This window comes from Pseudochelatococcus sp. (assembly GCF_050946405.1).
Lineage (GTDB): Bacteria > Pseudomonadota > Alphaproteobacteria > Rhizobiales > Beijerinckiaceae > Pseudochelatococcus.
In genome coordinates this window covers 46,443-63,728 of sequence record NZ_JBMNUS010000006.1, presented here as the reverse complement: position 1 = coordinate 63,728, position 17,286 = coordinate 46,443, and the positions used below count along the sequence as shown (strand labels likewise).

The window sequence follows — 17,286 nt, the reverse complement described above, 5'->3', positions numbered from 1 at the left end:
AAGGGGCGCACGAACGGCGCCCCGCGTCAAGAAAACCATCTCTTAACCGCCCCCGTTCAGGCCGGGGAGGGCCAGTAGTCCTGCAATGCCCGCACTTCCAGCGCCCCGCCCTTCCAGGCGCGGATGCCTTCGGCTGCGGCGATCGCTCCCGCTAGAGTGGTGTAGTACGGCACCTTATGCAAGAGGGCCGCGCGGCGCAACGAACGGGAATCGGCCAGCGCCTGCGCGCCTTCCGTCGTGTTGAACACGAGCTGCACGCGGCCGTTCTTGATCAGGTCCACGATATGCGGCCGCCCCTCCAGCACCTTGTTGATGCGCGTCGCCGCGACATCGTGCTCGCGCAGGAAACGGGCGGTGCCATCCGTGGCGATGACGGAAAAGCCCAGCTCCACCAGAAGCTTGACAGTCGGCAGAATGCGCAGCTTGTCCGCGTCGCGCACCGAGACGAACACCGCGCCCTCCAGCGGCACCTTCGTGCCGCCGCCGAGCTGGCTCTTGGCGAAGGCCGCGCCGAAACTGGTGTCCAGCCCGATGACCTCGCCGGTCGAACGCATCTCCGGCCCGAGCAGGATATCCACGCCGGGGAAGCGGGCGAAGGGGAAAACCGCCTCCTTCACGCCGATATGGTTGAGGATTTTCGGCTTCAGACCGAAGTCCGACAGCGATTCGCCCGCCATCACGCGCGAGGCGATGCGCGCGAAGGGCTCGCCCATCACCTTGGCGACGAAGGGCACCGTGCGCGAGGCGCGCGGGTTGACCTCCAGCACGTAGATTTCACCGCCCTTGATCGCGTATTGCACGTTCATCAGCCCGACGACCCGAAGCGCCAGCGCCATGTCGCGCGTCTGGCGCTCGATCTCGGCGAGGATCTCGGGCGGCAGCGAGCGCGGCGGCAGCGAGCAGGCGGAATCGCCGGAGTGGATGCCGGCTTCCTCGATATGCTCCATGATGCCGGCGATGAACACCGTCTCGCCGTCGGCGAGGGCGTCGACATCGACCTCGATGGCGTCCGAGATGTAGCTGTCGAACAGCAGCGGGTTCTTGCCGAGCAGCGTGTTGATCTGCCCCGTCTTGTCGTTGGGGTAGCGCGCCTTGATATCCTGCGGCACGAGCGCCGGCAGGGTGCCGAGCAGGTAGTCGTTCAGCGTCTCCTCATCGCGGATGATCGCCATCGCCCGCCCGCCGAGCACGTAGGACGGGCGCACCACGAGCGGCAGGCCGACCTCCGCCGCCACCAGCCGGCTCTGCTCGACCGAATAGGCGATGCCGTTCGTCGGCTGGCGCAGGTTGAGCTTTTCCAGGAGGCGCTTGAAGCGGTCGCGGTCTTCGGCAAGGTCGATGGCGTCGGGGGAGGTGCCCAGAATCGGCACGCGGTTTTCCTCCAGCGCCCTGGCGAGCTTGAGCGGCGTCTGGCCGCCGAACTGCACGATGACGCCGTGAAGCGTGCCCTTCTCCCGCTCCGTCTCGATGATTTCCAGCACGTCTTCAGCCGTCAGCGGCTCGAAATAGAGCCGGTCGGAAGTATCGTAGTCGGTGGAGACGGTCTCGGGGTTGCAGTTGACCATGACCGTCTCGTAGCCCGCCGCCCGCAGCGCGAAGGAGGCGTGGCAACAGCAATAGTCGAACTCGATGCCCTGCCCGATGCGGTTCGGCCCGCCGCCGAGAATGACGACCTTGTTGCGCTCCGAGGGAAACGCCTCGTCCGCCGGCGCATCGCCGAAGGGCATGGCGTAGGTCGAATACATATAAGCGGTGGGGGCGGCGAACTCACCGGCGCAAGTATCGATCCGCTTGAAGACCGGACGCACGCCCAGCGCCCGGCGCGCGGCGCGCGCCTCCGCTTCCGTCTTGCCCGCCAGCACCGAGAGGCGCGCGTCCGAGAAGCCGGCGGCCTTGAGCTGCCGGAACGCCTTCGCCGTCGGCGGCAGGCCGTGCGCCTTCACCCGCGCCTCAAGGGCGATGATGTCCTCGATCTGCGCCAGGAACCACGGATCGATCTGGCAGGAGGCGTGAATCTCCTCCTTCGTCAGCCCGAGCCGCAGCGCCTGCGCCACGAACAGCAGACGGTCGGGCGTGGGCGTGCCGATCGCCGCCTTGATGGCGTTGCGGTCGTCGCCCTGGCCGATGCCGGGAATCTCGATCTCGTCGAGGCCCGTGAGGCCCGTCTCCAGCGAGCGCAGCGCCTTTTGCAGCGATTCCGCGAAGGTGCGGCCGATGGCCATCGCCTCGCCGACCGATTTCATCGCCGTGGTCAGCGTCGGCTCCGCGCCGGGGAATTTCTCGAAGGCGAAGCGCGGAATCTTCGTGACCACGTAATCGATGGTCGGCTCGAAGGAAGCCGGCATCGCCCCGCCGGTGATGTCGTTGGCGATCTCGTCCAGCGTATAGCCCACCGCGAGCTTGGCCGCGACCTTGGCGATCGGAAAGCCGGTGGCCTTCGATGCAAGCGCCGAGGAGCGCGACACGCGCGGGTTCATCTCGATGACGATCATCTTGCCGTCGGCCGGATTGACGGCGAACTGCACGTTGGAGCCGCCCGTCTCGACGCCGATCTCGCGCAGCACCGCGAGGGATGCGTCGCGCATGATCTGGTATTCCTTGTCGGTGAGCGTCAGCGCCGGCGCCACCGTGATCGAATCGCCGGTATGCACGCCCATCGGGTCGATGTTCTCGATGGAGCAGACGATGATGCAATTGTCGTTCCTGTCGCGGACGACCTCCATCTCGTATTCTTTCCACCCCAGCACGCTCTGCTCGATCAGCACCTCGTTGGTGGGCGAGGCGTCGATGCCGCGGTCGACGATGTCGATGAACTCTTCCTTGTTGTAGGCGATGCCGCCGCCCGTGCCGCCCATGGTGAAGGACGGGCGGATGATGGCTGGCAGCCCGATCTCGTCGAGCACGTTGAGCGCGTCGCCAAGCGTGCGCACCTGATGCGACAGCGGCGTGGCGAGGCCGATCCTCGTCATCGCCTCGCGGAACAGCTCGCGGTCCTCGGCCTTGTCGATGGCCTCCGCGGTGGCGCCGATCATTTCGACGTCGAGTTCCTCCAGCACGCCCATCTTGCGCAGCGACAGGGCGCAGTTGAGCGCCGTCTGCCCGCCCATGGTCGGCAGCAAGGCGAAGCCGCCCGGCGCCTTGTAGCGCTCTTTCCTGATGATGCTCGCCACGACTTCCGGCGTGATCGGCTCGACATAGGTGGCGTCGGCCAGTTCCGGGTCGGTCATGATGGTGGCGGGATTGGAGTTGACCAGAACGACCCGATAGCCCTCCTCGCGCAGCGCCTTGCAGGCCTGCGTGCCGGAATAGTCGAACTCGCACGCCTGGCCGATGACGATCGGCCCCGCGCCAATGATGAGTATCGTGGACAGATCGGTGCGTTTGGGCATGGAGAAACCTTGAATAGCCTTGCAAGAGGCGCGCGAAGTTCGCGCGGCAGACCGCATCCCGCCTGCCGTCGCCGCACGCCTTCGGGCACGCGGCGCGGCGGGCGGGCCGCCGGTCTGGAATGAAACTTAAAGGCGTCGTTTACACGTTGCGCGCCGGCATGGGAACCCCCTTTCAATCGCGGGAGGCTCCCTGCACGGGAAGCTTCGCGTCGGGCGATCCGCTCAGCCGCGGGCGGCCTTCTCGCGATCGATGATTTCGACGAACCTGTCGAACAGATAGTGGCTGTCCTGCGGGCCGGGCGACGCCTCGGGATGGTGCTGCACGGAAAACGCCGGCCGGTCGGTGAGCGCGATGCCGCAGTTCGAGCCGTCGAACAGCGAGACATGCGTTTCCCGCACATGGTCGGGCAACGATTCGCGGTCCACCGCGAATCCGTGATTCATGGAGACGATTTCCACCTTGCCCGTCGTGACATCCTTCACCGGATGGTTGGCGCCGTGGTGGCCCTGCGTCATCTTGACGGTGCGCCCGCCAGCCGCCAGCCCGAGCAACTGATGGCCGAAGCAGATGCCGAACAGCGGTACGCGGCTTTCCAGCAACTCGCGGATCACCGGCACGGCGTATTCGGCGGTCGCGGCAGGATCGCCCGGACCGTTGGAAAGGAAGATGCCGTCGGGCGCGAGCGCCAGCACCTCCGCCGCCGTGGCGGTGGCGGGCAGCACGATCACCTCGCACTCGCGCTCGGCCAGCAGGCGCAGGATGTTGCGCTTGACGCCGTAATCGACCGCGACGACGCGCCGCCGCGCCTCTGCGCGCCGGCCGTAGCCCTCGCCGAGCACCCAGGCCGTCTCGTCCCAGTCGACCCGCTGGGCGGTGGTGACGGCGGGCACGAGATCGAGCCCCGCCATGTCCGGCAGGCCGGCTGCCTTCGCCTTCAGCGCCTCCACGTCGAAGCGGCCTTGCGCATCGTGCGCGATGACGGCGTTCACCATGCCCTTCTCGCGCACGCGGATGGCGAGCGCGCGCGTGTCGATGCCCGACAGCCCGACGATACCGCGTGCCTTCAGCCACTGATCGAGGCTGCGGGTGGCGCGCCAGTTGGCGGGCTCCGTCACCCGCGCATGCACGATGACGCCGCTGGCGCCGTTGCCCGCCGCGAGCGACAGCGATTCGATATCCTCGTCGTTCGCGCCCACGTTGCCGATATGCGGAAAGGTGAAGGTGACGATCTGGCCCAGATACGAGGGATCGGTGAGGATTTCCTGATAGCCGCTCATGGCGGTGTTGAAGCAGACCTCGCCGGTGGCCTCGCCCGCCGCGCCGAAGCCGACGCCCTCCAGCACCGTGCCGTCGGCGAGCACGAGCAGCGCCGTGGCCGCCTCGTCGCGCCAGCCGGGAGCCTGCCCGGGAGCTTCTCCGGAACCTTGCGCCAACCGATCCGCGTCGTCATCCCGCCGGTTGCCTTCTTGCAGCGTCACCATGATCGGTATAAAGCCTCTCTAGATCATTCGGAGTTCCGGTGCCGATGTCCGGGCGGCCACGCGCCGCAAGACGCCGCGGTCGCGGCGTGAACAGGCTCCGGCAGGGCCCGCGGCCCGTCCGTCATTCCGGCCCGTTCTTTAGAGAAGGAAGGGCCGCGTCGTCAATGCCGGGTTTTATGACAAACGTTAACGTTAAGGATCAAGCATGCGTGAACGCCTGACCACCGCCCTCAAGGAAGCCATGCGCGCGGGCGACAAGCCGCGCCTGTCGACCATTCGCCTCGTTCAGGCCGCCATCAAGGACAAGGACATCGAGGCGCGCGGCGCGGGCCGCGAAAAGGCGAACGAGGAGGAAATCCTCGCCCTGCTGCAAAAGCTCATCAAACAGCGCCAGGAATCCGCGAAGATCTACGCCGACGCCGGCCGCCAGGAACTCGCCGACCAGGAAAACACCGAGGCGGCCATCATCACGGAATTCCTGCCCGCGCAGTTGAGCGAGGAGGAAGTCGCCGCCGCCATCGCCGCCGCTATTTCGGAGACGGGCGCGGAAGGCGTCAAGGACATGGGCCGCGTCATCGCGCTGCTGAAGGAACGCTTCGCCGGCCGGCTCGATTTCGGCAAGGCGAGCGGCCTCGTCAAGGCGAAGTTGTCGCAGTAAGACGGTTACGGCGCGCATCCGGCGGGGCCGTCGTTGTCTTGTGGAAGGCATCGCGCCGATGCCTTCACTGCGCGGGCGGCCTGCCCTCGCCCTTATATTTTCTCATGCGTTTCGAGCCATTCCCTGAGCACGGCATCAATCCGCGTCTGCCACCCCGCACCGGTAGCGCGGAATGCCGCGACCACATCCGGCGACAGCCTGATGTTGATGTGTTCCTTGGGCTTCACCGCGGGCGGACGCCCCCTGCCGCGGGATATGACCTTGTCGCCTTCCCTCACATCGGCAGCGGCGAACTTCTCCTGCCATGTCGCCGTGGAAAGATCCGGCGCGTCATCCCGATCCTGCCAGTCTGTCTGAATAGGCTGCCTGCTCGCGTTCATTGGCCTTCCTCATGGAAATGATGCGGCGGGCACCCTCGCGTGGCGTCCAGACTAGAACCATCATCCGCCCTTCAAGGAACCCGACCGTGATATAGCGCGCCTCGCCGTAATCCTGCCGGTCGTCGGCGACGGTCATATGCCTGCCACGGAACACCTCCGCCGCCGAAACAAAATCGAGTCCGCGCTCGGCCAGCGTCTTCGCCCGCTTCACCTCATCGAAGGTGATCTTCATTTATTATTTGTATCCACATTTATTAAAGGCGTCAATGCAAGGCGCGGCAGATCGCGCGAACGCGGCGGCTCGAAGTCGGTGCCGGCAAGGCCCGGCGGCGCTGCTACCCTCCCGTTCATCCATCTCATGTCGCCATATTGCAATATCCGGACCGGCGAACAAATCCCGCCTGCCCTCTCGCTTCGCCTTTTCCTTTTCCCGGGGGATTGCGGGGATCGCGGGGACTGGTATCGTTTGCGGGTGATTCTTCCGGCCGTCTGTGCTTGTGTGGCCTATTGTCATCCGTCCGGTGAACCCAAAGACCATGCGCTATCCGCCTTCGCTGCTCGATGAGATCAGGGCGCGCCTGCCGGTCTCGGCCGTGGTGGGCCGCAAGGTGCGGCTCGTCAAGGCCGGGCGCGAGTGGAAGGGGCTGTCGCCGTTCAACGCGGAAAAGACGCCCTCCTTCTTCGTCAACGACCAGAAGGGTTTTTATCACTGCTTTTCGTCCGGCAAGCACGGCGACATCTTCGCCTTCCTCATGGAAACCGAAGGCACGCCGTTTCCCGAGGCCGTCGAGCGGCTGGCGGCGGAGGCGGGCGTGCCGCTGCCCGCCACGACGCCGGAGATGACGCGCGAGGAGGAACGCCGCAACGACCTCTACGACGTGGTGGAGCGCGCGGCCGCCTTCTTCGAGGAGATGCTGGAAAGCGCGGCGGGACGCGAGGCGCGCAGCTATCTGGAGCGGCGCGGCATCGGCGCCGCCACGCGGCGCGCCTTTCGCCTCGGCTATGCGCCCGGCGGCCGTTTCGCGCTGCGCGACCACCTCGCCGCCGCCGGCGTAGCGCGCGAGGCGATGATCGAGGCGGGGCTGCTGATCGTCCATGAGGACGCCGCCGTTCCCTATGATCGTTTCCGCGACCGGGTGATGTTTCCGATCCACGACCGGCGCGGAAGGGCCATCGCCTTCGGCGGGCGGGCCATGAGCGCGGACGTGCAGGCCAAATACCTCAATTCGTCCGAAACGCCGCTCTTCCACAAGGGGCGCGTACTCTACAACCAGCATAACGCCCGCAAGGCCGCAGGCGAATCGGGCGCGGTGATCGCCGTCGAAGGCTATGTCGACGTCATCGCCATGACGATGGCGGGTTTTCCGCATACCGTCGCGCCGCTGGGCACGGCGCTCACCGGCGACCAGGCGACGCTGCTGTGGCGCATGGCCGACGAGCCGATCCTGTGCTTCGACGGTGACGGGGCCGGCCGGCGCGCCGCCTTCCGCGCCATCGACACCGCCCTGCCGCTGCTCGCATCGGGCAAATCGCTGCGTTTCGCGCTGCTGCCCGAGGGGCAGGACCCGGACGACCTTTTTCGCGCCGGCGGCGCGCAGGCCATCGCCGCCGTGCTGCATCAGGCACGGCCGCTGGCCGACATGCTGTGGGCGCGGGAATACGAACTCGGGCCGCTCGACACGCCGGAACGGCGCGCGGCGCTGGAGCGGCGCCTCGACGACGCCGTCGCCACCATCGCCGACGAAACCATCCGCCGCCACTACCGCGCCGACATGCTGAACCGCCTGCGCGGCCTGCTTCAGGCTCCCGGCGGCCGCAATCCGACAGCGGCGGCGGGCCGGACCGGTTTCGGCGGCGATTTCACCGACCGGCGACGCGCGCGCGCCGCATTCTCGCCCGAACGCGCGCGCGCGCCTGCGACATCCTCCACGGCGTTGCGCGCATCGCCGGCGCTTGCGAGCCACCCGCTCTTCGCGCCGGTGCGAAACGAATCACCGCGCGAGGCGCTGATCATGCTCGGGCTGCTGGCCCACCCCTCGCTGCTCGACATTTTCGCGGAAGACATCGCCGCGCTCGATTTCACCGGCCCGCTCGCCCGCCGGCTGCGGGAAAGGCTGGTCGACGCGGCCGCAGGCGGCGATTTCCCATCCCTGCGCGAGCGGGCGGAAGCGGCGGGAATAGCCGAGACGGCGGCCGGCCTCGCCCGCATCCTCGTGCCCGGCGACCGCTGGATTCTCACCCGCGACAGCCGCACGGACGACGTCTCGACGGCAATCCGGCAGGCTGTCACCTTGCAAAGACGCGCACGCACGCTACATAGCGAACTCAGGGCCGCCGCCAACGCCCTCGCCGAAGACGACAGCGAGGCCAATCTCGCATGGCTCGTGGACGTTCAGGTGCAGGTGACATCCCTCGAAGGCGCGGAGGCGGACGAAGAATCCTCGCAGACCGGCGCCCGGTGACGAAAATGGCCGACCGGCGCCGCGCCCCCTGCGCGGAGATGGACACCGCGGCCCGCTATGGATATTGCGGTAGGGTGGTATAAGTGAAGGTTGACGGCGATTCTCCGGGGATAACCTGTGTGAAAGCGAAACCGGCGACGTGATGATGTGAGCGGGCGAACCGGCGGGCATGGCGACCGCAAGCGGTCGGTGTTGAGTGGAGCATACGCATGGCGACGAAGACGACGGAGCGCGACGACAATCAGGAAGTGGCCGAAGCGCCTGCCGACAGCCCGCTGCTCGACCTGAGCGACGCCGCCGTGCGGCGCATGGTCAAGCTCGCGAAAAAGCGCGGCTATGTCACCTATGACGAACTGAACGACGTCCTGCCCTCCGAGGAGTTCAACTCCGAGCAGATCGAGGATATCCTCTCGCAGCTCAGCGAGATGGGCATCAACGTCATCGAGTCCGAAGAGGCGGACGCCGAGACGGCCGAAGGCGCCGAGCCGGCTGAAGACGAGGTAGACGGCGGCGATCTCGTGGAGGCTACCCGTTCCGTGCTTCCGGTCAAGGCGGAAAAATCCACGGAGCCGGCGGAGCGCACCGACGATCCCGTCCGCATGTATCTGCGCGAGATGGGCTCCGTGGAGTTGCTGTCGCGCGAGGGCGAAATCGCCATCGCCAAGCGCATCGAGGCCGGCCGCGAGGCCATGATCGCCGGCCTTTGCGAAAGCCCGCTCACGTTTCAGGCCATCATCATCTGGCGCGACGAACTGAACGAAGGCAAGGTCCTGCTGCGGGACATCATCGACCTGGAGGCCACCTATGCCGACCCGGAAGGCCGGGGCGCGGCGGAGGACGGCGAGGCCGACGGCGAAGCTGCCGGACCGGAAACCGATGGGGCGGCCGAGCCCGGCGTGCGGCCCGGTTCCGCGCCGGCGCGCGACGGCGAGGACGAAAAGGACCCCGTGCCCGAGGGCGAGCTCGACGAAGACGACATCGAGAACAACGTGTCGCTCTCCGCGATGGAGGCCGAGCTCAAGCCGCGCGTGCTGGAGACGTTCGACCGCATCGCCGACAACTACAAGAAACTGCGCCGCCTGCAAGATCAGGACATCGAGAACCGCTTGCAGAACATGAAGCTCTCGCCGGCGCAGGAGCGCAAGTACCGCAAGCTCAAGGACGACATCATCGGCGACGTCAAGTCGCTGTCGCTGAACCAGAACCGCATCGACGCGCTGGTCGAGCAGCTCTACGACATCAACAAGCGCCTCATCGGTCTCGAAGGCCGCCTGATGCGCCTGTCCGAGAGCTACGGCGTCACGCGCGAGGACTTTTTGCGCCAGTATCAGGGCTCCGAGCTCGATCCCAAGTGGATCCTGCGCGTGTCCAAGCTCGGCACGCGGGGCTGGAGGGAATTCGTCGCACACGACAAGGACCGCATCCGCGAGCTGCGGCAGGAAATTCAGGTGCTCGCCACGGAAACCGGCCTCGAAATCCTCGAATTCCGCAAGATCGTCACCCTCGTGCAAAAGGGCGAGAAGGAAGCGCGGCAGGCGAAGAAGGAAATGATCGAGGCCAACCTGCGCCTCGTGATCTCCATCGCCAAGAAATACACCAACCGGGGCCTGCAATTCCTCGATCTCATTCAGGAAGGCAACATCGGCCTGATGAAGGCGGTCGACAAGTTCGAGTACCGGCGCGGCTACAAGTTCTCGACCTATGCGACCTGGTGGATCAGGCAGGCGATCACCCGTTCCATCGCGGATCAGGCGCGCACCATCCGCATCCCGGTGCACATGATCGAGACGATCAACAAGATCGTGCGCACCTCGCGCCAGATGCTGCACGAGATCGGCCGCGAGCCCACCCCCGAGGAACTCGCCGAAAAGCTCGCCATGCCGCTGGAAAAGGTGCGCAAGGTGCTGAAAATCGCCAAGGAGCCGATCTCGCTGGAGACGCCCATCGGCGACGAGGAAGACAGCCACCTCGGCGATTTCATCGAGGACAAGAACGCCATCCTGCCCATCGACGCCGCCATCCAGTCCAACCTGCGCGAGACGACGACGCGGGTGCTGGCCTCGCTGACCCCGCGCGAGGAGCGCGTGCTGCGCATGCGCTTCGGCATCGGCATGAACACCGATCATACGCTGGAGGAGGTCGGCCAGCAGTTCTCGGTGACGCGCGAGCGCATCCGCCAGATCGAGGCCAAGGCGCTGCGCAAGCTCAAGCACCCGTCCCGCTCGCGCAAGCTGCGCAGCTTCCTCGACAATTGAAACGACGATGGCCGGCGGGCACGCTTCGCCGGCCGTTTGTCACCCTTGTGCCGTTTATCACCCTTGCGGGAAAAGCACCTCGACGCCGGCCTTGGCGAGCGTTTCGGCGACGAGCGGCGGCGGGGCGTCGTTGGTGGCGAGCGTATCGATCCTGTCCGTATCCAGCACCCGCACGATGGCGGGGCGCAACAGCTTGCTGCTCTCGCCCACGGCGACCGTGCGGCTCGCCCGCGCCGCAACCGCCTGCTTGACGGCTACCTTGCGCAGGTCGAAATCCATCAGCGCACCATCGTCGTCGATCCCGGAAAAGCCCAGAATCGCGACATCGAAGCGGAACCGCGACACCGCATCGCGCGCCCATTCGTCCGTGAGCGAACCGTCAGGCCCGCGCAACATGCCGCCGGTCACGAACACCTCCGCATCCTGCTCGGCGGAGAGGATCGTCGCGGCGGCCAGGCTCGACGTGAACACACGCAGGCCGCTGCGGCCCCGCAAGGCCCGCGCCACCGCCTCGACCGTCGTGCCGACATCGAGAAAAACCGTCTCGCCGGGCTTGATCAGCCCTACGGCGATACGGGCGATGCGCTCCTTGGCCTCCGCGGCGGTGATCCGCTTCTCGGCGTAGCCGAGCCGCACCGTCGCCTCCCGCACCCCGGCGCCGCCGTGGAAACGCTGCAACAACTGCTGCTCGTCAAGATAAATGATGTCGCGCCGGACAGTCTGGGTGGAAACGTCGAAGTGGCGCGCAAGCGCATCGATGGTGGCGAACCCTTGATGATGGACGATAGCCAGTATCTCTTCCTGACGCGCCGAGAGTTCCTGCCCCGCTTCCGCGTGTAGTCGCACGCCCATCTTTATTCGACTCCATGTCGGCCGGCCACCCTTGCGCGCGGTCGATCCGTTCAGCTTATGACATCGTCCGAATCATAAAGATGGCAGGACCCGGCTACAAGGTCCAGCATCGTGAAGCGTGAAATTCGCCCTGTCCACAATGATCTGAAACGCCGACACTTCGCCCGGAGGCGGGAAGATGGCGCCCTTCCCTCACCTGACGGAAGATCGGATGCGGCTCCTTGCGGATCAGCGCCGCCCCAGCATGAGTTCCGCCATCGCGATCACGGCCGAGCAGATGGCCATCAGCACGATGGAAATCACCGCCGCCGCCGGCATGTCGGTGCCGGTTTCCGAAATCTTGCTGTAGAGCACGAGCGGCAGGATGTTCACCTGCGTGCCGACCAGCGCCAGCGCCGTACCGTAGGCGCCGATGGCGACGGAGGCGGTGAGCGCGTAGGCGGCGGCGAGGCTCGGCGCGATCTGCGGCAGCATGATGCCCAGAAGCGCCCGCAGGCGCGAGGCGCCCATGGAGCGCGCCGCCGCGATCTGCGCCGGATCGAAATTCATGATCGCCGGCAGCACGATCAGCACGACGCGCGGAATGAGATAATAGGAATAGGCGAGCCCGAGACCGAAGACCGAATAGATCATCCGCCCGACAACGGCGGGATCGAACCCCAGTTCCGCCAGCAGCAGCGTGACGAAGCCCGCGCGCCCGAACACCAGAATGAAGCCGTAGGCCACGATCAGCCCGGAGAAGGTCAGGGGCAGGGTGATGGCGACGAGCGTCGCCGTGCGCAGGCGCGGTGCGAAGCGCGCCAGCGCGATCGCCACCGTCACGCCGACCGCCAGCGAGACCAGCGGTGCCAGCGTGCCGATCAGGAGGCTGCCGCGCAGCCCGTTCCGGAACACCGGGTCCGAAAACACCCGCGCCACCGCACCGCCCGCATCCGATGCCGCCTCCAGCAGAATCGAGGTCGCGGGCAGCGCGAAGAACAGCGCGAAAACGAGCGCGCCGGGCAAGGCGAACAGGGCTGCGAGGTGTCGCGGCATCGGGATCGTCCGGGTTTGCCCGGCGCGGGGAGCGCCGGGCAGGATGCAAAATTTACTGTCCCAGCACGGCCTTGGCCCAGCCGGCGTCGATTTCGGCCTTCTTCGCCGTCGCCTTGGCGATGTCGAGCGGGCGGATCTGCGGCGCGGCGGGCAGCTTGTCGGCCACGCTCGCGGGCAGCTCGACGCCCGGCACGGCGGGACGCACGAAGCCCTCGGCGAAAATGCCCTGTCCGAAATCCGTGGTGATGAAGTTCAGCCACAGCTTGCCGGCGTTCGGGTTGGGGCCGTTCTTGACGAGGCTGATGGCGTAGGGCGCGGCGGCGGAGGCTTCCTTCGGGATGACCACGGCGATATCGTCGCCCAGGCCGTCGATGTACTTCGCCTTCAGGCCGTCGTTTTCATAGCCGATCCAGATCGGAATCTCGCCCTTCACGAATTGCGCGTAGGGCGTGGTGCCGACATTGCGCAGCACGTTGCCGGACTTCGCCAGCTTGCCGAGATAATCGATGCCGGGCGCAACGTCGTCCTCGCTGCCGCCGTTGGCGAAGGAGGCGGCGAACGCGATCACCTGCCCCTGCCCCGTCGAGCGCGGATCCTGATAGACGATGCTGTTCTTGTATTCCGGCTTCAACAGGTCCGCCCAGTTTTCCGGCACGTCCTTGACAAGCTTCTTGTTGACGAGAAACGCCACGTTGAGCGTGTGGATGGTGAACCACTGGCCCTCGGGATGGCGGAACGGCACGGGCAGCTTGTCGAAGTTCACGGGCTTGAAGTCCGCGACGAGCCCCTTGGCGGCCGCGTCGAGGGCGGAGGCGGCGAAGTAATAGGCGGTGTCCGCCTGCGGGCGGTTGCGCGACTTGTCGAGCGTCACCACGGTCGTCGCCGAACCGATGTCGTTATAGACGAGCTCGATGCCCGGATAGCGCTTCTGGAACGCCTTGAACTGCGCCGCCCAGTTGGCCCAGGTCGGGCCGGTGTCGAAGGACACGACGATGCCCTCCTTCTGCGCCGCCTCGTAAAGCGCCTTTTCGCCCTCGTAAAGCTCCGGCCCCTCGAAAGCGAGGACAGGCGCAGCAAAAGCGAGCGGAGCCGCCAGCAGGGCTCCGAACAGCCAATTCTTCATCTTCGGTACCTCTCAAGTCGCAGCGGTCAATCCGCAGGCAGAAGCCGGACCGCGTCCGGCGGAATCGAGATGGCGGAAAATGCCTCCCGAACATGGGTGTTGAGCCGCACGCTCACACCGCCGACGACGAAATCGACGCGGCGCACGGGACCAAGATACCTGTCGGCGGCAACCGTGCCGGCGAACACGTTGACGCAGCCCGCCGGGACGCCGCCCGCGGCCGCCGGGCCGATCCGCTCCGGGCGCACCATCGCCGTCACCGCCATGCCGGGCGCGAACCCTCCCGTCTCCGCCGCGAGGTCGAAACCGGCGAGCGCGACGCGGCCGGGCGCGGCGACGCGCCCCTCCCAGAGATTGGCCTCGCCCACGAAGGCCGCGACGGCGCGGGTGGCGGGCTGCTCATAAAGTTCGCGCGGGGGCGCGACTTGCGCGATGCGCCCGCCCGCGATCACCGCCACGCGATCGCCGAGCGACAGCGCCTCCTCCTGATCGTGGGTGACATGCAGCGTGGCGATGCCGGCCTGACGCTGCACCTTGAGGATTTCGTCGCGCATGCCCACCCGCAGCGCCGCGTCGAGCGCTGAAAGCGGTTCGTCGAGCAGCAGGGCGCGCGGCGAGAAAACCAGCGCCCGCGCCAGCGCCACCCGCTGCTGCTGCCCGCCCGAGAGCGTCGCCGGGCGACGATCCGCGAAATCCCGGAGCCCGACACGCGCCAGGGCCGCGCGCGCCTGCTCCAGCCGCTGCGATCGCCCGACACCGCGCATCTTGAGCGGATAGGCGACGTTCCGCGCCGCGCTCATGTGCGGAAACAGCGCGTAGTTCTGGAATACGATGCCGAGCTGGCGTTCCTCCGGCCCGAGGCGGGTGACATCCCTGCCGTCCACCAGAATGCGCCCGCCATCCGGCGCGATGAAGCCCGCCAGAAGCTTCAGCAACGTCGATTTGCCCGATCCCGATGCGCCGATGATGGCCAGCAGTTCCCCGTCGGCAATGGAAAGATCGATGTCGAAGACGCCGATGCCGGTGCCGGGATAGGTATAGGAAACCGCCTCGAACACGACACTCATGCTATGCCCCCCGCACGGGCGCGCCGGCGCGCCCCGTCAATGCCGTCGCCAGCGCGGCGAGCACGGCGAGCACCAGCAGCACCACCGTCGCGGCGCAGGCAAAACCGGTCGCGCCGTAGAACGCCTGCAACAGCACCACCGGATAGGTGCGCGACAGAAAGCCGGACACGAGGTTGGAAAGCTGGAATTCGCCGATCGACAGCGCCGCCACCGTCAGCATGGCCGAGGTGAGGCTCGTGGCGAGCATCGGCAGCACGATGTCGACGAAGCGCGATCCGAACGGCGCCCCCAGCCCCGCCGCCGCCTGTTCCAGCGCCGGCAGGCCGAGCTGCTGCATGTCGGCCACCAAGGCGTTGACCGTGTAGGGCAGCGTGAGCACCAGATGACCCGCCACAACGATCCAGAACGTGCCGAGCCAAGGCAGCGCATCCGACGAGAACACCAGCACGAAACCGAACCCCAGCACCAGTTCCGGCACCGCGATCGGCAACAGCGAAACGAGCCGCGCCGCAAGCCGCACCCCGCGCCGCGCCGCCGCGTGAATGGCGTAGGCCAGCGGCAGGCCGACCAGCACGTTCAGCACGCACACCAGCGCCACCACCCGCAGGCTGGTGAAGAACGCGCGGCGAAAACTCGGATCGGCCAGCAACTCGGCATACCAGCGGCCCGTGAAGCCCCGGGGCAGCAACGTGTTCGTCCACGTCTCCCCCACCGAGCCGACAAGCAGCAGGGCGATCGGCGCGGCCAGAAACACCAGATAAAGAACCGCCACCAGCCCCACGGCACAAGCTCCGCTGAAAGACACCCGCTCCACCGAAAGATATCATCTTTGCATGAACGATACCGGCAGCGCCAATTTCATGCTTGATCGAAATCTTACATAGATGAAGTTCACGATGCTTTCATGACATATTCTTTACAGCCAGCCGGTCTCCGCGCGGCGCGGGGTCAGAGCGCGCGCGGGGCGGAGTCGATCACGCGCGGCGCATCTTGCAGCAGGTGTTGCGCGATATGGGCGATGACATCGGCGGGCGTTTCGCACGCCAGGACGCCGGGCACGAAAGGGGCGTCGCCCAGCGCCAGCACGGGGCGATCGAAGTGCAGGCCGTAGGCCATTTCCGTCAGCGTGCCGTAGCCGCCGCCGATGGCCACCAGCACCATGCTCGCGCGGGCGAGAATGGCGTTGCGCACCGGGCCGATGCCGGTCGCGATGGGAACGGCGACATAATCGTTGCACTCCCGCCACTCGGTATCGGGCAGCAGGCCGACGGGCAAACCGCCGGCCGCCAGATGGCCCTTGCAGGCAGCTTCCATCACGCCGCTCTTGCCGCCGCAGATCAGTTGCAGGCCATGCTCGCCCAGCGCCCGCCCCACCGCCTCGGCCAGGGCGTATTCCTTCTCGGAAGCGACGCGCGGGCCGATCACGCCGACAGGCACCCGCCGCGCCCGCGCGCCGGTGAAAACAAGGCGCAGCGCCTCCGGCGCGGAAGCGACGGCGGACAGATCGGGCGGGCACGCCTCGCCGGGCACCCATGACAGAAGCCAAGGATCGAACCGCTCGCAGAAGCGGTAGAGTGCGAGTTCCCCGGCCGACCAGGTCAGGGAAAGCGGGTCGTCATGATCGGAAAGTGACATACGGAACCCGTTTCTGGAGAACAACAACCATTATAATGATCGATAAATGACGCCCGTATGATCCGCAAGCGCGCCGGGCGTCCGATGCGCAAAATGTCCGCGACCGGCCACGGGCCGGCCGCGTCCATGCTTGCTTCGTGGTGTAGCTTACTTCGTGGTGTAGCCGCCGTTGACGAGAATCGTCTGGCCGGTCATCCACCACCCTTCGGAAACGAGGAACCGGATGTAGGGCACGATGTCCTCGATATCGGTCAGGCCGGTTCCGGAGAAGGCGGACAGCGCCGCCGCCGTCTTGTGGTAAGCCTGCGCCTCGACGCTTTCCTGTCCGTAGAAGAAGGGCGTATCCATCGGCCCCGGCCCGATGGCCGTCACCGAAATGCCGCGCTCGCCGAACTCCTTCGACGCCGCGCGGGTAAAATGCTCCACCGGCGCCTTCAGGCCGGCATAGGCGGCGTAGAACGGCGTATAGGCGCCGAGCAGCGACGTGACCACGGTGAGAATCTTGCCGTTGTCGTTGACGTGACGCCCCGCCTCCTTGAGAAAGAAGAAAGCCGATTTCGCGTTGATGGCGCTCATGTCGTCGTATTCGGCTTCGGAAATGTCGAGGATCGGCTTCTTCAGCACCTTGCCGACGGTGTTGATGGCGATATCCGGGCGCCCGATAGCGGCCACCGCATCGGCGAACAGCTTTTCGACCGCGCCGGCCGAGGTGAGATCGGCCTGAAGGGCGACGGCCTCCGCGCCCGACGCGCGCACCGCCGCGAGCGTTTCCTCGGCGTCCGCCCCGGCGGAATCGCTGTGGTAATGGATAGCAACGGCCTTCGCGCCTCGTCCGGCGAAGTCGCGGGCGATGAGCCCGCCGAGGTTTTTCGCGCCGCCGGCGATGATGACGGTCTTGCCCTCGATGCCGTGGGGGTTCGTTGCATTATGTGCGGTCATGGCGTTCGC

At 66.6% G+C, this 17,286-nt stretch carries 14 protein-coding genes; 3 read left to right on the top strand and 11 right to left on the bottom strand.

Annotation, left to right across the window (positions count from 1 at the left end):
* Positions 1-56: 56 nt before the first annotated feature.
* A complete protein-coding gene (carB, locus tag ACOYJQ_RS10615; RefSeq protein WP_433458276.1) occupies positions 57-3,389 on the bottom strand; it encodes a carbamoyl-phosphate synthase large subunit in 3,333 nt (1,110 codons plus the stop codon).
* 222 nt (positions 3,390-3,611) lie between these two features.
* The gene (carA, locus tag ACOYJQ_RS10610) at positions 3,612-4,871 is read right to left on the bottom strand and encodes a glutamine-hydrolyzing carbamoyl-phosphate synthase small subunit (protein ID WP_433458274.1); all 1,260 of its coding nucleotides are present in this window, start codon (positions 4,869-4,871) and stop codon (positions 3,612-3,614) included.
* Positions 4,872-5,076: 205 nt separating this feature from the next.
* On the opposite strand from carA, the gene ACOYJQ_RS10605 reads away from it, so the two are divergent.
* Positions 5,077-5,529 (top strand): GatB/YqeY domain-containing protein, encoded by a 453-nt coding sequence (locus tag ACOYJQ_RS10605; RefSeq protein ID WP_433458273.1) that lies wholly within the window; start codon positions 5,077-5,079, stop codon positions 5,527-5,529.
* A gap of 92 nt (positions 5,530-5,621) precedes the next feature.
* On the opposite strand, the gene ACOYJQ_RS10600 is transcribed toward ACOYJQ_RS10605, so the two are convergent.
* Positions 5,622-5,909 (bottom strand): BrnA antitoxin family protein, encoded by a 288-nt coding sequence (locus tag ACOYJQ_RS10600; protein WP_433458271.1) that lies wholly within the window; start codon positions 5,907-5,909, stop codon positions 5,622-5,624.
* Positions 5,860-6,141: a BrnT family toxin gene (locus tag ACOYJQ_RS10595; protein WP_433458270.1), complete on the bottom strand. Its 282-nt coding sequence runs from the start codon at positions 6,139-6,141 to the stop codon at positions 5,860-5,862. Before ACOYJQ_RS10595 ends, ACOYJQ_RS10600 begins: the two co-directional genes overlap by 50 nt.
* Positions 6,142-6,445: 304 nt before the next feature.
* Between ACOYJQ_RS10595 and dnaG the strand changes: the two genes are divergently transcribed.
* A complete protein-coding gene (gene dnaG / locus ACOYJQ_RS10590; RefSeq protein ID WP_433458268.1) occupies positions 6,446-8,371 on the top strand; it encodes a DNA primase in 1,926 nt (641 codons plus the stop codon).
* Positions 8,372-8,580: 209 nt separating this feature from the next.
* A complete protein-coding gene (gene rpoD, locus ACOYJQ_RS10585) occupies positions 8,581-10,626 on the top strand; it encodes an RNA polymerase sigma factor RpoD (protein ID WP_433458267.1) in 2,046 nt (681 codons plus the stop codon).
* Positions 10,627-10,683: 57 nt separating this feature from the next.
* Here rpoD and ACOYJQ_RS10580 read toward each other — a convergent pair whose 3' ends face one another.
* From ACOYJQ_RS10580 to ACOYJQ_RS10550, 7 genes are all read right to left on the bottom strand, one after another.
* Positions 10,684-11,478: a DeoR/GlpR family DNA-binding transcription regulator gene (locus ACOYJQ_RS10580; protein ID WP_433458265.1), complete on the bottom strand. Its 795-nt coding sequence runs from the start codon at positions 11,476-11,478 to the stop codon at positions 10,684-10,686.
* 228 nt (positions 11,479-11,706) lie between these two features.
* The gene (locus tag ACOYJQ_RS10575) at positions 11,707-12,513 is read right to left on the bottom strand and encodes an ABC transporter permease (RefSeq protein WP_433458264.1); all 807 of its coding nucleotides are present in this window, start codon (positions 12,511-12,513) and stop codon (positions 11,707-11,709) included.
* Between the two features lie 52 nt (positions 12,514-12,565).
* Complete coding sequence (locus ACOYJQ_RS10570; protein WP_433458262.1) at positions 12,566-13,636, bottom strand: extracellular solute-binding protein; 1,071 nt, start codon at positions 13,634-13,636, stop codon at positions 12,566-12,568.
* Between the two features lie 26 nt (positions 13,637-13,662).
* A complete protein-coding gene (locus tag ACOYJQ_RS10565; RefSeq protein WP_433458260.1) occupies positions 13,663-14,703 on the bottom strand; it encodes an ABC transporter ATP-binding protein in 1,041 nt (346 codons plus the stop codon).
* A gap of 1 nt (position 14,704) precedes the next feature.
* Positions 14,705-15,508: an ABC transporter permease gene (locus tag ACOYJQ_RS10560; protein WP_433458258.1), complete on the bottom strand. Its 804-nt coding sequence runs from the start codon at positions 15,506-15,508 to the stop codon at positions 14,705-14,707.
* A gap of 143 nt (positions 15,509-15,651) precedes the next feature.
* Complete coding sequence (locus ACOYJQ_RS10555) at positions 15,652-16,338, bottom strand: TIGR00725 family protein (protein ID WP_433458257.1); 687 nt, start codon at positions 16,336-16,338, stop codon at positions 15,652-15,654.
* Positions 16,339-16,485: 147 nt separating this feature from the next.
* Positions 16,486-17,277, bottom strand: a complete 792-nt coding sequence (locus tag ACOYJQ_RS10550; RefSeq protein WP_433458255.1) for an SDR family oxidoreductase — start codon at positions 17,275-17,277, stop codon at positions 16,486-16,488.
* Between the last annotated feature and the right edge of the window lie 9 nt (positions 17,278-17,286).